The sequence below is a fragment of the Mesorhizobium sp. WSM4808 genome (genome assembly GCF_055811675.1).
Map to the genome: position 1 here is coordinate 223,988 of NZ_JBVVQX010000004.1, position 17,510 is coordinate 241,497.

The 17,510-nt window shown below is 62.0% G+C and carries 17 protein-coding genes; 9 read left to right on the top strand and 8 right to left on the bottom strand.

Annotation, left to right across the window (positions count from 1 at the left end; genetic code table 11):
• Positions 1-289 precede the first annotated feature (289 nt).
• The gene (gene pgi / locus AC0L2U_RS08770; protein WP_473563747.1) at positions 290-1,939 is read left to right on the top strand and encodes a glucose-6-phosphate isomerase; all 1,650 of its coding nucleotides are present in this window, start codon (positions 290-292) and stop codon (positions 1,937-1,939) included.
• 5 nt (positions 1,940-1,944) lie between these two features.
• On the top strand, positions 1,945-2,667 hold the full coding sequence (locus AC0L2U_RS08775) for an HAD family hydrolase (protein ID WP_127808079.1): 723 nt from the start codon (positions 1,945-1,947) through the stop codon (positions 2,665-2,667).
• A gap of 287 nt (positions 2,668-2,954) precedes the next feature.
• Here AC0L2U_RS08775 and AC0L2U_RS08780 read toward each other — a convergent pair whose 3' ends face one another.
• The 4 genes from AC0L2U_RS08780 to AC0L2U_RS08795 all read right to left on the bottom strand — a co-directional run bounded on the left by AC0L2U_RS08780 (position 2,955) and on the right by AC0L2U_RS08795 (position 4,799).
• The gene (locus AC0L2U_RS08780; protein ID WP_174800301.1) at positions 2,955-3,143 is read right to left on the bottom strand and encodes a hypothetical protein; all 189 of its coding nucleotides are present in this window, start codon (positions 3,141-3,143) and stop codon (positions 2,955-2,957) included.
• Between the two features lie 94 nt (positions 3,144-3,237).
• On the bottom strand, positions 3,238-4,050 hold the full coding sequence (locus tag AC0L2U_RS08785; RefSeq protein WP_127808078.1) for an oxidoreductase: 813 nt from the start codon (positions 4,048-4,050) through the stop codon (positions 3,238-3,240).
• 60 nt (positions 4,051-4,110) lie between these two features.
• On the bottom strand, positions 4,111-4,572 hold the full coding sequence (locus AC0L2U_RS08790; RefSeq protein WP_127808077.1) for a GFA family protein: 462 nt from the start codon (positions 4,570-4,572) through the stop codon (positions 4,111-4,113).
• A 41-nt stretch (positions 4,573-4,613) separates the two neighbouring features.
• Entirely contained in the window at positions 4,614-4,799 is a 186-nt protein-coding gene (locus AC0L2U_RS08795; RefSeq protein ID WP_127808076.1) for a hypothetical protein, read from the bottom strand.
• A 94-nt stretch (positions 4,800-4,893) separates the two neighbouring features.
• Here AC0L2U_RS08795 and AC0L2U_RS08800 point away from each other — a divergent pair, with 94 nt between their 5' ends.
• Positions 4,894-5,508, top strand: a complete 615-nt coding sequence (locus AC0L2U_RS08800; RefSeq protein WP_127397304.1) for a TetR/AcrR family transcriptional regulator — start codon at positions 4,894-4,896, stop codon at positions 5,506-5,508.
• A gap of 233 nt (positions 5,509-5,741) precedes the next feature.
• Here the strand turns inward: AC0L2U_RS08800 and AC0L2U_RS08805 are convergent, their stop codons facing one another.
• Both AC0L2U_RS08805 and AC0L2U_RS08810 read right to left on the bottom strand, forming a co-directional pair.
• Positions 5,742-6,479 carry a class I SAM-dependent methyltransferase gene (locus tag AC0L2U_RS08805; RefSeq protein ID WP_127808075.1) on the bottom strand — a complete coding sequence of 246 codons (738 nt, stop codon included), beginning with the start codon at positions 6,477-6,479 and terminating at the stop codon, positions 5,742-5,744.
• Positions 6,476-8,479, bottom strand: a complete 2,004-nt coding sequence (locus AC0L2U_RS08810) for a long-chain fatty acid--CoA ligase (protein WP_127397300.1) — start codon at positions 8,477-8,479, stop codon at positions 6,476-6,478. The genes AC0L2U_RS08805 and AC0L2U_RS08810 overlap by 4 nt, the downstream gene beginning before the upstream one ends.
• A gap of 470 nt (positions 8,480-8,949) precedes the next feature.
• Between AC0L2U_RS08810 and AC0L2U_RS08815 the strand changes: the two genes are divergently transcribed.
• The 5 genes from AC0L2U_RS08815 (at position 8,950) to AC0L2U_RS08835 (ending at position 14,212) form a co-directional block, all read left to right on the top strand.
• Positions 8,950-10,542, top strand: coding sequence for an ABC transporter substrate-binding protein (locus AC0L2U_RS08815; protein ID WP_127330705.1), 1,593 nt, complete (start codon positions 8,950-8,952; stop codon positions 10,540-10,542).
• A 50-nt stretch (positions 10,543-10,592) separates the two neighbouring features.
• A complete protein-coding gene (locus tag AC0L2U_RS08820; protein WP_127398204.1) occupies positions 10,593-11,600 on the top strand; it encodes an ABC transporter permease subunit in 1,008 nt (335 codons plus the stop codon).
• Between the two features lie 70 nt (positions 11,601-11,670).
• Complete coding sequence (locus AC0L2U_RS08825) at positions 11,671-12,525, top strand: ABC transporter permease subunit (RefSeq protein WP_224618710.1); 855 nt, start codon at positions 11,671-11,673, stop codon at positions 12,523-12,525.
• A gap of 2 nt (positions 12,526-12,527) precedes the next feature.
• Positions 12,528-13,385 (top strand): ABC transporter ATP-binding protein, encoded by an 858-nt coding sequence (locus AC0L2U_RS08830; protein ID WP_473601826.1) that lies wholly within the window; start codon positions 12,528-12,530, stop codon positions 13,383-13,385.
• Complete coding sequence (locus AC0L2U_RS08835) at positions 13,382-14,212, top strand: dipeptide ABC transporter ATP-binding protein (protein WP_023811483.1); 831 nt, start codon at positions 13,382-13,384, stop codon at positions 14,210-14,212. The genes AC0L2U_RS08830 and AC0L2U_RS08835 overlap by 4 nt, the downstream gene beginning before the upstream one ends.
• A 144-nt stretch (positions 14,213-14,356) precedes the next feature.
• Here AC0L2U_RS08835 and AC0L2U_RS08840 read toward each other — a convergent pair whose 3' ends face one another.
• Complete coding sequence (locus tag AC0L2U_RS08840; RefSeq protein ID WP_127397773.1) at positions 14,357-15,268, bottom strand: alpha/beta fold hydrolase; 912 nt, start codon at positions 15,266-15,268, stop codon at positions 14,357-14,359.
• Positions 15,269-15,371: 103 nt separating this feature from the next.
• Here AC0L2U_RS08840 and AC0L2U_RS08845 point away from each other — a divergent pair, with 103 nt between their 5' ends.
• A complete protein-coding gene (locus AC0L2U_RS08845; protein ID WP_245481810.1) occupies positions 15,372-15,956 on the top strand; it encodes a TetR/AcrR family transcriptional regulator in 585 nt (194 codons plus the stop codon).
• Between the two features lie 251 nt (positions 15,957-16,207).
• Here AC0L2U_RS08845 and AC0L2U_RS08850 read toward each other — a convergent pair whose 3' ends face one another.
• Positions 16,208-17,482, bottom strand: coding sequence for a cysteine desulfurase-like protein (locus AC0L2U_RS08850; protein ID WP_127808072.1), 1,275 nt, complete (start codon positions 17,480-17,482; stop codon positions 16,208-16,210).
• Positions 17,483-17,510: the final 28 nt, after the last annotated feature.

Below are 17,510 nucleotides of genomic sequence, written 5' to 3' on the forward strand. Positions count from 1 at the left end.
ACAAGGGGTTGCGCCAATCAATTTTTCTGATCGTTGGGATTTATGCCAGTGATCCTTCACGTCCTTTTGATGCCGCGTTGCGGCATCCTGGGGTGACGCGGCGCCTCATCCCGGCGATGACACCGTACGTGACGTCTGCGTGATCGCCGCGTGACGTCTGCGTCATCGCTGGGGTGACGGTGTGCGTCATCGCTGCGCATTGAAACGGGTGGAGTTCGGCCCGATAGATTGTCGCGACGACACGCGCCGGAAACATCCGGTCCGTAATGATGGCTCGAGGTCTCGGAGTTTGGCAGTGGATCAATCGTCCTTTCAAAAACAGCTCGCCGCCTTGCGTGACCACCGCGCGGCGGCGCCCGCCAGCATGCGCCAGGCCTTCGCCGCCGATCCCAAGCGGTTCGTGGAATTCTCCGCTGCCGACGGCGATCTGCTGCTCGACTGGTCGAAATGCGCGGTCGACGCGACCACCATGGAGCTGCTGGAAAAGCTCGCCCAGGCCGCCGATCTCGAAGGCCGCCGCGCCGCCATGTTCGCCGGCAAGAAGATCAACGTCACTGAGGACCGTGCCGTGCTGCACACGGCGCTGCGCAACCTGACCGGCAAGGGCGTCACCGTCGATGGCCAGGACGTCAAGGCTGACGTCATCGCCGTGCTCGACGCCATGGGCGCCTTTGCCGATGCCGTGCGCTCGGGCAAGGCGGCTGGCGCCACCGGCAAGAAGATCACCGACATCGTCAACATCGGCATCGGCGGTTCCGATCTCGGCCCGGCCATGGCGACGCTGGCGCTGGCGCCCTATCATGACGGGCCGCGCGCACATTACGTTTCCAACATCGACGGCGCCCATATCCACGACACGCTGAAGGGCCTCTCCGCCGAAACCACGCTTTTCATCATCGCTTCCAAGACCTTCACCACCGTCGAAACGATGACCAACGCCGAAACCGCTCGGAAATGGGTGCAGGAAGCACTGGGTAAGGAAGCGGTCGGCAAGCATTTCGCCGCCGTCTCCACCGCACTCGACCTGGTGGCCAAGTTCGGCATCGAGCCGGATCGCGTCTTCGGCTTCTGGGACTGGGTCGGCGGCCGCTATTCGCTCTGGGGCGCCATCGGCCTGCCGGTGATGATCGCTGTCGGCCCGCGGAATTTTCGCGCCTTCCTCGATGGCGCGCATGAGATGGACGAGCATTTCCGCACCGCGCCGGTGCAGGAGAACCTGCCGGCGCTGCTTGGACTGGTCGGCTGGTGGCATCGCGTCATCTGCGGCTACCCGGCGCGCGCCGTCATCCCGTATGACCAGCGCCTGTCCAGGCTGCCGGCCTATCTGCAGCAGCTCGACATGGAATCGAACGGCAAGAGCGTCACCCTCGAAGGCACAGAGGTGACGACGCCGGCCGGACCGCTGGTCTGGGGCGAGCCCGGCACCAACGGCCAGCATGCCTTCTTCCAGCTGCTGCACCAGGGCACCGATTTCATCCCGGTCGAGTTCCTCGCCGCGGCGGTCGGCCACGAGCCGGAACTCAAACACCAGCACGATCTGCTGCTCGCCAACTGCCTGGCGCAGTCGGAAGCGCTGATGAAGGGCCGCACGCTGGACGAAGCCCGCGCCCAGATGCTGGCCAAGGGCATGAAGCCGGCCGACGTCGACAAGATAGCGCCGCACCGCGTCTTCTCGGGCAACCGGCCCTCGCTGACCATCCTCTACCGCAAACTCGACCCACGCACCTTCGGCCGGCTGATCGCGCTCTACGAGCACCGCGTCTTCGTCGAGGGCACGCTGTTCGACATCAACTCCTTCGACCAGTGGGGCGTCGAGCTCGGCAAGGAACTGGCCACCGGCCTTCTGCCTGTCGTGGAGGGCAAGGAAAGTGCCGCCAAGCGGGATGCATCGACCGCTGGCCTTGTGGGATTCATCCACCATTTGCGTGGCGCGGAGTGAAAAGCTTGGCAGACATCAAGGGAATATTGTTCGACAAGGACGGCACGCTTGTCGACTTCAACGCAACCTGGCTCGGCGTTGCCGACTTCATGGCCATGGATGCGTCCGAAGGCGATCGCTGGAAAGCCGACAGGCTGCTGGCCGCCGCCGGCTTCGATTTCGCCAACAAACGCTTCAAGCCCGACTCGATCTTTGCGTCCGGCACCAATCTCGACGTCGTCGAATTGTGGTTTCCGCGCCTGTCCAACGAGGACCAGATGCTTGCGGTTGCCCGCTTCAACGAGATCACCTCTGTGCAGGGCTCGGCGATGGCCGTGGCGCTGCCGGGCATCGTCGACACGTTGACGGCCTTGCACAGGAAATCCTACCGGCTTGGCGTCGCCACCAATGATTCGACCAGCGGCGCGGAAAAGACGCTGGTGACGCTCGGCGTCGCCCAATTGTTCGACGCGGCCTATGGCTACGACGCGGTGGCCAATCCGAAGCCGGCGCCCGACACCATCCTGGCTTTCAGCGACCTCACCGGCCTCAGGCCGGCGGAGATCGCCATGGTCGGCGACAACAGGCACGACCTCGAAATGGCGCGTGCCGGTGGCTGCGGGCTGGCAGTCGGCGTGCTCTCCGGCACCGGCACCCGCGAATCGCTGGCCGGCATTGCCGATGTGATCTTGGATTCGGTCGCCGACCTGCCGGATTTTCTCTCGGCGCGGGTCAAGGAGGCGATCTGACGGCCGAGGCGGGGCAAAATCAACTTGGGCTTTCCCGCCAACGGCTGATTGGTGGAAAGCGGAACGGCAGGTTTCGGGGAAGCAGTTCAGGAAAGCAGACGTGCAGTTCGCTCGCTTCTATGTCTGTCATGGGGCCGGTGGCAGACAGGCCGCTATTGGGGGACGTTTATCGAGAAACGGACATACCGCCGATGAAAGCCTAGGGCCGGAAGTGGCCCAAAGCTGCCTCACACTTTGTGTAGCAGTGGGGGTGAGGAGCGCTGTTGCGCTCGTCACCCGGCGTTGTCTCAGCCCCGTTGATTGGCGATGCCGAGGTAGTGCCCTAGACGGTACTCGATATCGGAGCCCGCTTGCTGGATCAAGGCCTGGCTCCCAGCGGCACGCACGAGAAATCCTGGCAAGGTGAGTGATCGGCTGAACTCACCATACGCGGCGACCAGGTCGGCGTCGGGCGGCAGTACGGCACGATTGATCATCGCCTCCAGATTGATTGATTGTTTGGGTGTGCCGGATCGCCGTCGCGAGCTTCGCCAAGGTGCGGTCGGGCTGCGGGCCTTCGGTTTGCGAGCGTTAGCCGTTGAAGCCGTTATACCGATGCAGCATGCGGTCCATGATGCGCTGCGGCATGAACCGGCGCACCATGCTGAGCTGGCGGGCCTGTGGTCCTGCAGGATAACGCAGCCGGGGGTTGGCCGCGGTTGCGGCCTTCACCACAGCATCGGCGACCACCTGCGGATCATCGCCAGCATCCACCCATTTGCGCATCAGCTTCTCGCTGCGGTCGCGGCCGACGCCATAGACGTCAATAGGCTGGTCCGCCCGCGTCAGGTTTTCCTCGAAGGCGGTGTGCGTTACGCCTGGTTGGACCATGAGGACGCGGACGCCGAAGCCCCGCACTTCGTGATCCAGCGACTCCGAATAACCTTCGATGGCGTGCTTGGTCGATGCATAGAAGGCGTTGAACGGCGAGGGGATCAGGCCGAGAATGGAACTCATGTTGATGATCCGACCACTCTTCTGACGGCGCATGATGGGCAACACCGCGTTGACGACGCGGGCGACGCCGAACACATTGACGTCGAACAGTCTTTTAGTCTGGCCAATGGATGATTCCTCGGCGCCACCCAGCATGCCGATCCCGGCGTTGTTGACGACGAGGTCGATGCGCCCGGCGCGTCGCGCGATCTCGGCAACCAGCGCCTCCACCGATGCATCTTCAGTGACATCGCAGACCAGCATGGTGATCCCGTCGCGGTCTGCAACGGCCTTGCGGCTCGTGCCGAACACCCAGTAGCCCGCCCTGACCAGTGCCTTGGCGGTCGCCAGGCCGATGCCCGAGGAAGCGCCGGTCACCAGCGCGATTGCCTTGTTGTCTTTGCTCATTTGAATGTCTCTTTCAGTTGGTTCGATTTGTGATGGCAGCAAGCGCTGAGAAGCAGCTCGTCACAGGCTGCGGATAATCGTGCGGGTGATGGCATATTGGCTTGGCCAGTAACCGCTGTAGTGGGGGACGCCGTAATGCATGTCCTCGACGCGGCGGTGGTAGAAGACGTCGGCGCGAACGGGAGTCAAAGGCGCGGTCGGCCGCAGATTGAAGACCGGAATGAACATCAGCTGCAGGGAGCCTACCCCCGCGACCTCGACTACGGGCTTTCCGCATGTCCGGCATTTGCCGCGATTGAAGTTCGGCGGCGGGCGATACTTAGCGAAGGAGATGTTCGAGGCGTCATTCAGCGTGACATGCCTGGCCGGCACGACGACGACGTCGGAAAAGTGCCTGCCAGTGAAGCCTTGGCATATGAGACAATGACACCGGAACCTGCCCTTTGGCGCGACTTGGATTTCGAACGAGCAGGCGCCGCACTCGCACGAGCCGGTGAGCGGGAACGAGCTGTCGGCGGTCACGTGCTGATGCTTCTGGGTTTCATTTGGGGACGCCATTCCGGTCACCGCAGCATCATGTTGAGACTGATTTCGACCGGCCGCCCGGAGGGGGCGTGCAGGAGCTTGATGGTGTTCCACCGAACCTGCTCATAGATGCCCTTGGCATGGCTCAGGGCCTCGTCGCGCAGCTGGGCTGACAGAAAACCGCCTATGTGATCGGCGTCGGTGGTTTTTGATATGGCGTTCATGATCCACTCTGATGTAGACAAGAGAAACTTATGCCTCTACATAAGCCTTGAAGTAGTCACTGTCAACAATGTATCCACGAGAAACTTTGCTATCATGCCAGACCCGATTAGTCGCCCCTACCATCACGGTGATCTCCGTCGTGCAGTCATCGACACGGCACAGGACATGCTTCGGGAGGAGAAGGACTGGCAGTTCACGCTGCGGGAAGTCGCTCGCCGGGCCGGTGTGAGCCACGCGGCGCCCTATAAGCACTTTCACGACAAGTCGGCGTTGTTGGCCGAGCTGGCGAAGTTGGGATTTGCCGAACTAGCGGCAACACTCAACGGTGCGACACCAAAAAACACTGCATCATTGCGCGATGAGGTCGTGCCGATCGCACAGGCGTACATCGCCTTCGCCATGCAAAATCCGGCGCTCTATCGCCTGATGTTCAGCGCTGAAGAGGGACGATCGACAGGCCTCCACTTGAGCGATAGTGCTCTCAGCGTATTTGAGGTGACGGTCGAGCTGTTGCGACGGGGTCAGGCCGCCGGCCTTATTCGCAATCGACCAATACAGGGCCAGGCAGCGACGTGCTGGGCCTTGCTGCACGGCATCGCCATGCTTGCTATTGACGGCCTTCTCGTGCCCGAAAAGGTGGGGCCGAACCCCCTCGAGGCGGCACTGGACACTCTCATCGAAGGACTGGCGGTCGAGCAGGGGGATTGACCTAACTTGGTCATTTGCCAATGGCAGCTTCTGGCGCAAAGGTGCCACGGTGCTCTGCCTCGCCTTTGTCCGCTTCTGGGCAGCGGCCGTCACGACGGCAACGGCCGAAATGAGGCGCAAAACGGCCAACGTGGTGCAGCAGTCGAATGTCTGCTTTCAGGTAATGGCCAGCAACGTCGTTGCGGCAAAGATGGAGGTCGAACCCGGTCATTCCGACTGACTGGGTTTTGATCTCAGCGCCAGCGGTTATCCGCCTCGAAGGAAAACACACCGCTCGGCTTGCTCGCGGCACCCTTCGCGTCGCCGAAATCCGGCACCTTGTATTCGGCGAGCAACCGCAGCCGCGACAGCGGCAGGTCGTTGCGGCGGGGATCGCCGACCAGCACTTCGATGCCGGCTGCCAGGCAGCGGTCGAGGAACGGGATGAAGCGTAGAGCGACCTCGCGGCCATAGAACACGTCCCCCGCAAGCACGAGGTCGACCGGCGGCGGGGGAGCCGTCGTGATGTCCTTGTCGACAATGGTGATCTCGATGTCGTTGGCCGCGGCGTTAAGGCCGATTGCGGCAACGCCGTTGCGGTCGATTTCGGCGGCGATCACTTCGCGCGCACCGGCCTTGGCTGCGGCGATGCCAACGAGGCCGGAACCGGCGCCAAGGTCGAGCACGCGGCGACCGGCCACCGTTTGCGGGTGATCCATGATGTGGCGCGCAAGCACCGCGCCGCCGGCCCACACATAAGCCCAGTAAGGCGGCTGCGGCTCAGGTTCGTCCGCCTCGAATGTGTCGTCATCGGCGTCGGAGCCTTGGAGCGGATCGGTAAGCCGCCTCAGGCCGCTGGCCGGGTGCGGCGTGTAGAGCCGGATCTCAGGCACCGACGGCACCGGGGCGAGGCGCATGTTCGTCCTGATGAATTCTGCCGGGTCAGGACGGCAAGGTGCATTTACGGCATCCGCGCCGCCGGCTGCAATCATTCGCGCAAAGCTCGCCGCAGGATCTTGCCGACCGGCGTCTTCGGCAGCTCGGTCCTGAATTCTATGTATTTGGGCCGCTTGTAGCCGGTCAGGTTCTCGCGGCAGAAGGCGGTGAGCGTCTCTGCGGTCAGCGCCGGATCCTTCTTGACCACGAACAGTTTCGGCACCTCGCCCGAATGCTCGTCCGGCACGCCGACCGCCGCCACTTCGAGCACGCCCGGATGCATGGCCACGACTTCCTCGAGTTCGTTCGGATAGACATTGAAGCCCGAGACCAGGATCATGTCCTTCTTGCGGTCGACGATCTTGGTGTAGCCGCGCTCGTCCATGAAGCCCATGTCGCCGGATTTGAAGTAGCCGTCCTTGGTCATCACCTTGGCGGTCTCATCGGGCCGGTTCCAGTAGCCCGCCATCACTTGCGGTCCTCGGATGCAGACCTCGCCGACCTCGCCGAGCGGCAAATTGTTGCCGTCGTCGTCGCGGATGGCGATCTCGGTCGAGGGCAGCGGCAAACCGATGGTGCCGGTGAAGTCGCCGGCGGTGAACTTGTTGGCGGTGGCCACCGGCGAAGTTTCCGAGAGGCCGTAGCCTTCGGTGACCGAACAACCGGTCAGCGTCTTCCAGCGTTCGGCAACGCCCTTCTGCACCGCCATGCCGCCGCCCAGCGTCAGCACCAGCGGCTTGAAGTCGAGCTTGCGGAAATCCTCATTGTTGAGCAGCGCGTTGAACAGCGTGTTGAGGCCGGGAAAGATGTGCACCGGATACTTCTGCAGTTCCTTGACGAAGCCGGGAATGTCGCGCGGATTGGGAATGAGGACATTTCGGGCGCCTTGCTGCATGCCCATCAGTGCGTTCACGGTCAGCGCGAAAATATGATAGAGCGGCAGCGCGCAGATAAAGTTGGGGTGCGCCGGTTTCGGCTTGATCGTGTAGGCGTCCTCCATCCACTGCGCGTTCTGCGCGACGTTGGCGAGCACGTTTCTGTGCAGCAGTGTGGCGCCCTTCGACACGCCCGTGGTGCCGCCCGTATATTGCAGGAAGGCGACATCGTCGGCTTCCACCTTGGCCGGCTTGAAGCCCATGCCGGCGCCGGCCTTCATGGCGGCATTGAACTTGACATGGCCGGGCAAGGACCATGCCGGCACCATCTTCTTCACGCGGCGCACGACGAAATTGACGATGGTGCCCTTCAGGCCGCCGAGCATGTCGCCCATCGCGGCGACCACCACATGCTTGACCGCCGTCCTCGCGATCACCGCCTGCAAGGTGTTGGCGAAGTTTTCCAGGATGACGATGGCTTGCGCACCGGAATCCTTCAACTGGTGTTCGAGCTCGCGCGGCGTGTAGAGCGGATTGATGTTCACCACGACATAGCCGGCGCGCAAGATCGCCATCATCGCCACCGGATATTGCAGCACGTTCGGCATCATCAGCGCGACGCGCGCGCCTTTCTGCAGGCCCTTCGATTGCAGGTAGGCGCCGAAGGCCGCCGACAGCCGCTCGATATCGGTGTAGCTGATGGACTTGTCCATGCAGGTGAAGGCCGGCTGCGCGGAAAACTGCTTGCAGGCGCCGACGAGGAAATCGCCGATCGAGCTGTAGGGCAGGGCGCCGATCTCCGCCTGCACGTTTTTCGGATAGCTCTTGAGCCACGGCTTTTCCGGCAAGCCGGCGGCCAGCGCCGTCAATGCTTTCGGCAATCGGTTGGCGGTGGCGGCGGTCGGCCTTGCCGCCGGTGGGGCCTTCACCGCCGCCGCAGCCTTCGACGCCGGCCTGACAGCGGGCTTTGCCGCACCCGCTTTACTCCCCGGCGCCGTCTTTTCGGCCGCGGCCTTGGCCGGGGCTTTCACCGCCGGCTTTGTGCTTGCCCTTACGGGCGCCGCGGCCGCCTTCGGCGTGGCGACCTTGGCAACGGGTGCTTTCGGCTTGGCAGTACCGGCTGCTTTCGACGGCGCCTTGGCTCCCGCTTTCACCGTCGTCGTCCTTGATGCTTTTGCCACCCGTTCCTCCCTGGACAAGTCTTGTTCATTCGCGCCGCGCTCGCCCCTGAATTGACCTCGCCTCTGAATTCACAAGGGCGCCCTCCGCTGCGGCCGTTATACCCTATGTATTGCCTCCCTTGGTGACCGTGCAAGTCTTGCCCTTGCGGCAACACGGCGAAAGATTTGCCGTCGAAAGTCCTTGCCGCCGCCAGCGCTGCCAAACGGTGTTCTGGCGCATCCCTCGGCCGCTCGGAAGCGCGGGGAACATTATAACGTCAGCTTGGCGATCAATAAAAAAATTCGGTTGTTAATAATCTCGTGAATGGAAGAAACTGCTAATTTTTTCTCCAATTTGGCAAAATAGCGGATTTTTTTCCTGCTTCCCGCGGGGTAAGCAAACGGGGTGTTCCAAAGCCGGAAAAACGGTGCTTATATGCGCGCTTCGCGAGCCTGATAGAGGGGCTTGGAAGAACATCAGGGAGTGCTCAATGAATAAGAAGCTGACTTTTGCAGCCGCGTTGCTGGCTGCAAGCGTCCTGGGCGGCGTGGCCAATGCGAAAACTCTGGTCTACTGCGCGGAAGCTTCGCCGGAGGGTTTCGATCCGGCGCCGTATACCGCAGGCCAGACGTTCGACGCGTCATCGCGCACCGTCTTCAACCGCCTTGTCGAATTCGATCACGGCAAGACGACGACCTCGCCGGGCCTGGCCGAGAGCTGGACGATCTCCGACGATGGCAAGGAATATGTCTTCAAGCTGCGCAAGGGCGTCAAGTTCGCCGCGACCGACTATTTCACCCCGACGCGCGACTTCAACGCTGACGACGTGGTGTTCTCGTTCGAACGCCAGGTCGACAAGAACGGCCCTTGGTTTCAGTACATTCCGGGCATTGCATACCAGTATTACAATGACCAGTTCGGCGAAAACATCGCCAAGGTCGAGAAGGTCGACGACCTGACGGTGAAGTTCACCCTCAAGGAGCCGGCGATCACTTTCATTCCAACGCTGGGCATGGATTTCGCTTCGGTCGTCTCCAAGGAATATGCCGACAAGCTGCAGGCCGACAAGACGCCTGAGCTGTTCAACCAGAAGCCGATCGGCACCGGTCCGTTCATCTTCGTCGACTACCAGACCGACGCCGCCATCCGTTACAAGGCCAACCCGGACTATTGGGGCGGCAAGCAGAAGATCGACGATCTGGTCTTCGCCATCACCACCGATCCGGCGGTGCGCGCGCAGAAGCTCAAGGCCGGCGAATGCAACATCATGTCGTACCCGGCACCGGCCGACATCGCAGGCCTGCAGGCCGATCCGAACCTGAAGGTCGAGGAGCAGGAAGGCCTCAATGTCGGCGCGCTGATGTACAACACCCAGCAGAAGCCGTTCGACGACGTGCGCGTCCGCAAGGCGCTCAACATGGCCATCAACAAGAAGGCCATCATCGACGCCGTCTTCCAGGGCGCCGGCCAGGTGGCGATCAATCCGATCCCGCCGACCATGTGGTCCTACAACAAGGAAGTGAAGGACGATCCTTACGATCCGGATGCAGCCAAGAAGCTGCTTGAAGAGGCCGGCGTCAAGGACCTCAAGATGAACGTCTGGGCCATGCCGGTGTCGCGCCCGTATATGCCGAACGCGCGCCGTACCGCCGAGCTGATCCAGGCGGACTTCGCCAAGGTCGGCGTCACCGTCGAGATCGTCAGCTACGATTGGGGTGAATACCTCAAGCGCGCTTCCGCGGTCGATCACGACGGCGCCGTCATCGTCGGCTGGACCGGCGACAATGGCGATCCGGACAACTTCCTCGGCGTGCTCCTGAGCTGCGCTTCCGTCGGTTCGAACAACCGCGCGGAATGGTGCAACAAGGACTTCGATGCGCTCATCAACAAGGCCAAGACCGTTTCGGATCAGGCCGAGCGCACCAAGCTCTATGAACAGGCACAGGTCATCTTCAAGGAACAGGCACCCTGGGCGACGCTCGCTCACTCCAAGGTGTTCATGCCGATGCAGAAGACCGTCACCGGCTTTGCGATGGATCCGCTCGGTATCCACCGCTTCGACGGCGTCGATATCGCCGAATAAGGTTGCGAAACGGGGGCGCCACCATATGGTGACGCCCCCACTCGCCCGCCATGCTGCGTTATATCCTCGGCAAGCTCGCCCTCATCATCCCGACCTTCATCGGGATAACCATCCTCGCCTTTGGCTTCGTGCGCATCCTGCCCGGTGATCCGGTGCTGGTGCTTGCGGGCGAACGCGGCCTGTCGCCCGAACGCCACACGGCGCTGATGCACCAGTTCGGTTTCGACCTGCCGATCTGGCAACAATATCTGACCTATCTGACCAACATCCTCAGCGGTGATTTCGGCACCTCGTTTTCCACCAAGACGCCGGTGCTGAAGGATTTCCTGGTGCGCTTCCCGGCAACGGTCGAACTCGCCATCTTCGCCATGATCTTTGCCGTCATCCTGGGTGTCGCCGCCGGCATCTTCGCCGCCATCCGTCGCGGTTCCTGGTTCGATCAGCTGACGATGGGCACGGCGCTGGCGGGCTATTCCATGCCGATCTTCTGGTGGGGCCTGCTGCTGATCATCGTCTTCTCCGGCACGCTGCACTGGACGCCGGTTTCCGGCCGCATCGACCTTCTCTATTTCTTCAAGCCGGTGACCGGTTTCATGACCATCGATTCGCTGATCTCGGGCCAGAAGGGCGCATTCCGCTCGGCACTGTCGCACCTCGTCCTGCCCACGATCGTGCTCGGCACTATCCCGCTCGCAGTCATCGCCAGGCAGACGCGCTCGGCGATGCTCGAAGTGCTGGGTGAGGACTATGTCCGCACCGCGCGTGCCAAGGGCCTGGCGCCGCGCCGCGTCATCGGCCTGCATGCCTTCCGCAACGCGCTGATCCCGGTCGTCACCACCATCGGCCTGCAGGTCGGCACGCTTTTGACCGGCGCCATCCTGACCGAGAGCATCTTCTCCTGGCCCGGCATCGGCAAATGGATGATCGACGCCATTTCCAAGCGCGACTATTTCACCGTGCAGGGCGGGTTGCTTTTGATCGCGCTGATCGTCATGTCGGTGAACCTCATCGTCGACGTGCTCTACGCCGTCATCAACCCACGCATCCGGGCCAACTGACATGAGCAACGAAGGCCCAGCCACCATCGAAGCCGCGACCGTCGTCAAGCCGCAGGACGCCAGGCTGCAGATGTTCGGCGAGTTCTGGCATTACTTCTCCGTCAACAAGGGCGCGGTGATCGGGCTCTTCGTCTTTGCGCTGCTGATCCTGATCGCCATCTTCGCGCCGCTGCTGGCGCCCCATTCGCCGGACGATCAGTTCCGCGACTTCTTCCTGACGCCGCCGGCCTGGCAGGAAGGCGGCAACGCGCAGTTCCTGCTCGGCACCGACGCTGTCGGCCGCGATATGCTGTCGCGGCTGATCTACGGCTCGCGGTTCTCGCTCGCCATCGGCTTCGTCGTCGTCACGTCAGCGCTGATCTCAGGCGTCATTCTCGGCCTGCTCGCCGGCTACTGCCGCGGCTGGGTCGACACGCTGATCATGCGCATCATGGACATCATCCTGGCCTTCCCGTCGCTGCTGCTGGCCCTGGTGCTTGTCGCGGTTCTCGGCCCTGGCCTCGTCAACGCCATGATCGCCATCGCCTTTGTGCTGCAGCCGCATTTCGCCCGGCTCACCCGCGCCGCCGTGATGGCCGAGAAGACCCGCGAATATGTCGTCTCGGCCAAGGTCGCCGGGGCCAGCCATCTCAGGCTGATGCTGGTCACCATCCTGCCCAACTGCATCGCGCCGCTGATCGTGCAGGCGACGCTGTCCTTCTCCAACGCCATCCTCGAGGCGGCGGCCCTTGGCTTCCTCGGCATGGGCGCGCAGCCGCCGACGCCGGAATGGGGAACCATGCTGGCCGAAGCGCGCGAGTTCATCCTGCGCGCCTGGTGGGTGGTGACCTTCCCGGGCCTCGCCATCCTGATCACCGTCTTCGCCATCAACCTGATCGGCGACGGCCTGCGCGACGCGCTCGACCCCAAGCTGAAGAGGTCGTGAGCATGCCTCTGCTCGAGATCAGGAACCTCACCGTTTCCTTCGACACCGCGGCCGGACCGTTCATGGCCGTGCAAGGCATCGACCTCTCGATCGAGCCGCGCGAAGTGCTGGCGATTGTAGGCGAGTCCGGTTCCGGCAAGTCCGTGGCGATGCTCGCGGTGATGGGCCTGTTGCCCAACACGGCAACCGTCAAGGCAGACCGCATGGCCTTCGACGGCGTCGATCTCCTGAAGCTCAGCCCGTCCGAACGCCGCAAGATCGTCGGCAAGGACATCTCGATGATCTTCCAGGAGCCGATCGCCAGCCTCAATCCGTGCTTCACCGTCGGCTTCCAGATCGAGGAGGTGCTGCGCTTCCATATGGGTATGGATCGCGCTCAGCGGCGGGCGCGGGCCATCGAATTGATGAAGCTGGTCGGCATCGCCGATCCGGAAGAACGGCTGAGTTCGTTTCCGCACCAGATGTCGGGCGGCCAATGCCAGCGCGTCATGATCGCCATCGCCATCGCCTGCAATCCGAAACTGCTGATCGCCGACGAGCCGACCACGGCGCTCGACGTCACCATCCAGAAGCAGATCCTCGACCTGCTGGTTTCGCTGCAGGCCAAATACGGCATGGGACTGATCATGATCACCCACAATATGGGCGTGGTGGCCGAGACCGCCGACCGCGTCATCGTCCAGTACAAGGGCCGTAAGATGGAAGAGGCCGACGTGCTGTCGCTGTTTGAATCGCCGAAGAGCAATTACACGCGTGCGCTGTTGTCGGCGCTGCCGGAGAACGCCGTCGGCGACCGGCTGCCGACCGTTTCCGACATGATGTTCGAACCGGCCCCCTCTGCTGCGGGAGCCGCCTCATGAGCACCACGGTCCTCGAAGGCAAGAACATCGTGCGCGACTACCACATCGGCGGCGGCCTGTTCACCGGGCCGCGTACCGTGCACGCGGTCAAGGGCGTCTCGTTCAAGGTCGACAAGGGCAAGACGCTGGCCATCGTCGGCGAAAGCGGCTGCGGCAAGTCCACGCTCGCCCGCATCATCACGCTGATCGATCCGGCGACGTCAGGCGACCTGTTCATCGACGGCAACAAGGTCGATATCGCCAAGGGAGGATTGACCAAAGAGATGCGCCGCAAGGTCCAGATCGTCTTCCAGAACCCCTATGGATCGCTCAATCCGCGCCAGAAGATCGGCGACGTGCTGGGCGAGCCGCTTTTGATCAACACCGACAAGCCGGCGGCCGAGCGGCGCGACCTTGCGATGAAGATGCTGAAGAAGGTCGGCCTCGGCCACGAGCACTACAACCGCTATCCCCATATGTTCTCGGGCGGCCAGCGCCAGCGCATTGCCATTGCCCGCGCGCTGATGCTCAACCCAAGCCTGCTGGTGCTGGACGAGCCGGTCTCGGCGCTCGATCTTTCCGTGCAGGCACAGGTGCTCAACCTGCTCGCCGACCTGCAGGACGAGTTCCAGCTGACCTATGTCTTCATCAGCCACGATCTGTCCGTGGTGCGCTACATCGCCGACGATGTGATGGTGATGTATTTCGGCGAGGCGGTCGAATACGGCTCGCGCGACGAGGTCTTCGCCGACCCCAAGCACAGCTACACCAGGACGCTGTTCGCCGCGACCCCGCGCGCCGACGTCGCCTCGATCAAGGCAAGACTGGCGAAGAAGAAGGCGGCTTGAGCCAAAACCCAATTACTCTGAACGATTGAGTTTTGCCCGAACACGACTTACGTCTTCCGCGAAGTGGACGGCAGCTTTGCGCCCAAGTCGTCCACCAAACTCTGTTTGCGCGATGCCTGAAAGCTGATAGCAAACCGATCGCGTTTATCTGAGGAAGTCAGTGACCACTTTCACCGTGGCGACCGGATTCTCCTCCATGATCCAATGTCCCGAACCGGGAATGACGCCCTCGGTAACGTTGTCCGCGGCGAAGCGCATCACCGTCGCCATTTGAGTACCGAACGACATTTCTCCTCCGATTGCCAGCAAGGGCATCTTCAGCTTTCCTGACGTTTCCAGGATCGCCTTGTTGTCGAGCGCGTCCTGGTCGAAGGCTGCGAACTGCGCGAAGCCGGAGTGCATCGCGCCCGGCAAAGCGTAGAGAGCGGCATAGTGCTCACGGGACGCTTCGTCGAAATGTGATGGATCGGCAGAAAACTCGTTCCAAAATCGGTCGAGATAAATCCGCTCCCGACCTGCCACGAGCCGCTCCATATCCGGTCCACCGAACCTGAAATGCCAGAGAAGCGGGTTCTTGAGTATTTCTTCCCAGGGGCCGACGCCGGGAACAGGTGCGTCGATCAGCACAAATTTGGACACCTGATCCCGATGCTGCGCAGCAAAGGCAAAACCCACCATATTGCCAATGTCATGCGTGACGAGATCGACGCTTTGGATATTTAGGCTGCGCAGGACTGCTTCCATGTCGGCAGCCTGAGTTTTCTTGTCGTAGCCAGTCTCAGGATGAGACGACAGACCCATGCCACGTAGATCCGGCACGACGACCATGTGATCCTTTGCCATTTCAACGGCGAGCGGCTCCCACATGTCTCCCGTCTCACCGTACCCGTGCAGCATTAGTACCGCAGGACCGGAACCACCTACGCGCACGTGGATCGTCACACCGTCCGTCTTGACCTCGCGCGTTTCGAAGCTGGCCGGAAACGGTTTAACGTTGGCGCTGGCGGTCTGCGTGGCCAGCAACAGCGCAGTACAAAAGATCAACAGCTTCGACATCGCTTCACTTCCCCATTATCTACCGATCGGTATATAAAAGGCAGATCGATTCACGCGTCAAGCGATAATATACCAGTCGGTACAATAAAGAGAGTGAGTGACTATGGGCAGGCCGAGAGAGTTCGATACCGAGAAAGCACTCGTGCAGGCGATGCGGCTTTTCTGGCGCAAGGGCTACGAGGGCACATCGCTGACTGACCTTACTGAAGAGCTAGGCATTACGCGCCCCAGTCTCTACGCGGCGTTCGGCAACAAGGAAGAGTTGTTCCTGAAGGTGCTCGACCGCTATGACCGCGAGACGTCGCATTTCATCCAGAATGCCTTGGACGCGCCAACTGCACGCGCGCTTGCTGCGGGGCTGATATATGGTGCATGCGCGTTCCACTCCGACACGAGAAATCCGCCAGGTTGCCTTATGGTGCATGGTGCCCTGATAGGGAGCGACGACAGCGCGTCGGCCCGCAAGGAGACAAATCTTCGACGCGGGCAACTTAGAAACCAGATAGCTAAACGTCTCGAACGTGCTCAGATAGACGGTGATGTCGGCAAGGACACCGATACAGCTGCCCTCTCAGGATACCTGGTTGCAATTCTGCGCGGCATCGCCGTCGAGGCCGCGAGCGGAGCCCAGCCAGACGAACTCCACCGCATCGCTGATATCGCGATGAGAGCCTGGCCGACCCAATAGCCATTCTACCGATAAATGCTGACAGTCCGTTGTCGGCCCCGTTCCCATCGTTCCGAAATGCATATCCGAATGGCCGCTTCTGGCGCGGTCCTAGCGTCCATTTCTGACCAGCCATTTGCGGCTGCCAGCCGACCGAGTTTTGACTTGGAGCGTTTTCAGCTAGGTGGAATAACTTGGCGTCGCACCAAATGCGCTGAAGGTAGATGGAGCCCACGCGGTTCGGCCTGACTGCATCTCGCTCTAGACGCCGATCACGACAGCTTGGCGATGATGGCGCGCAGCGCCTCGCCGAACTTGTGGATTTCGCCCACGGTGTTGTAGTGGACCAGGGAGGCGCGGATGGCGCCGCTGTCCATTGAGAGGTTGAGACGCTTCATCAGTCGCGGCGCGTACATGTGGCCGTCGCGGATGCCGATCTGCATCTCGGCCATTTCCTCGACGACCCGCTGCGGCGACAGTCTGCCGATGTTGAAGCAGAAGGTCGGCACACGCTCATTGATGCGGGCCTCGTCGGCAACGCCGTAGATGGTCGCGCCGCAACCTTTCAGCACGGCCAGCATCTCACGCGCCAGCACCAGCTCATAGTCGCGGATGGCGCCCATGCCGGCAACGATGTTGTCGCGCCGCGAGCGGTTGTTGGACGGCGCCAGATTGCGGCCGATCAGTTCAAGATACTGCACGGCGGCATCCATTCCGGAAACGTTCTCGTAGATGAAGGTGCCGGCCTCGACCTTGTAGGGCGGCTCGTCGGGGATGAAATCCTCGCGGAAGGTCGGCAGCCGCTTCAGCGTTTCGAAACGGCCCCACAGGAAGCCCATATGCGGCGAGAAATTCTTGTAACCGGAGCAGACGAGATAGTCGCAATCCCAGGCCTGCACGTCGATCAGCCCGTGCGGTCCGTAATGCACGCAGTCGAGGAACACTTCGGCGCCGGCCGCATGTGCGATCTCGGCCACCGCGGCGACATCGACGATCGAGCCGATCGAATGCGCGGTGACCGTGCTGGCGACGAGACGGGTGCGGTCGGAAACCAGCGGGCGAAGGTCGTCGACATGCAGATTGCCGTCCTCGCGCATGCGCCACCATTTGAACTTTGCACCGGCGGACTCCAGAGCCAGCCAGGTCGCGATGTTGGCATCATGGTCCATGTCGGTGATGACGATCTCGTCGCGCTCCTGCAGCATCTGACCGATGCCGAGGCTGACCAGGCGGATGAACGAGGTGGCGTTCATGCCGAAGCAGATTTCCGCCGGGCTATAGGCGTTGATGAGCAGCGCGACGCTTGTCCGCGCATCGGCGACCGACTGGTCGACAGTGACGCTGCGGCCATAACGGCCGCCACGCTGCACATTGTGCGAAACCAGATGGTTGGTCACCGCGTCGAGCACGCTCTGCGGAATTTGCGCGCCGGCGGCATTGTCCAAGAAGATGAAGTCGCCAGCCCGCTGTAAAGCTGGAAACATGGCGCGGATGGCGTCGACGGGGAACGCGGTGGCATTCGCATTGTCGGTCTGGTGCTTGTTCACGGGTAGGCTCCTGCAAAGGACTTGGGCG

Excerpts from the sequence above, each read along its gene's own strand:
- AC0L2U_RS08780 (WP_174800301.1), bottom strand. The coding sequence starts at position 3,143 with ATGATCAATCGTGCCGTACTGCCGCCCGACGCCGACCTGGTCGCCGCG.
- AC0L2U_RS08785 (WP_127808078.1), bottom strand. The coding sequence starts at position 4,050 with ATGAGCAAAGACAACAAGGCAATCGCGCTGGTGACCGGCGCTTCCTCG.
- AC0L2U_RS08795 (WP_127808076.1), bottom strand. The coding sequence starts at position 4,799 with ATGAACGCCATATCAAAAACCACCGACGCCGATCACATAGGCGGTTTT.
- AC0L2U_RS08800 (WP_127397304.1), top strand. The coding sequence starts at position 4,894 with ATGCCAGACCCGATTAGTCGCCCCTACCATCACGGTGATCTCCGTCGT.
- AC0L2U_RS08805 (WP_127808075.1), bottom strand. The coding sequence starts at position 6,479 with ATGATTGCAGCCGGCGGCGCGGATGCCGTAAATGCACCTTGCCGTCCT.
- AC0L2U_RS08815 (WP_127330705.1), top strand. The coding sequence starts at position 8,950 with ATGAATAAGAAGCTGACTTTTGCAGCCGCGTTGCTGGCTGCAAGCGTC.
- AC0L2U_RS08820 (WP_127398204.1), top strand. The coding sequence starts at position 10,593 with ATGCTGCGTTATATCCTCGGCAAGCTCGCCCTCATCATCCCGACCTTC.
- AC0L2U_RS08825 (WP_224618710.1), top strand. The coding sequence starts at position 11,671 with ATGTTCGGCGAGTTCTGGCATTACTTCTCCGTCAACAAGGGCGCGGTG.
- AC0L2U_RS08830 (WP_473601826.1), top strand. The coding sequence starts at position 12,528 with ATGCCTCTGCTCGAGATCAGGAACCTCACCGTTTCCTTCGACACCGCG.
- AC0L2U_RS08835 (WP_023811483.1), top strand. The coding sequence starts at position 13,382 with ATGAGCACCACGGTCCTCGAAGGCAAGAACATCGTGCGCGACTACCAC.
- AC0L2U_RS08840 (WP_127397773.1), bottom strand. The coding sequence starts at position 15,268 with ATGTCGAAGCTGTTGATCTTTTGTACTGCGCTGTTGCTGGCCACGCAG.
- AC0L2U_RS08845 (WP_245481810.1), top strand. The coding sequence starts at position 15,372 with ATGGGCAGGCCGAGAGAGTTCGATACCGAGAAAGCACTCGTGCAGGCG.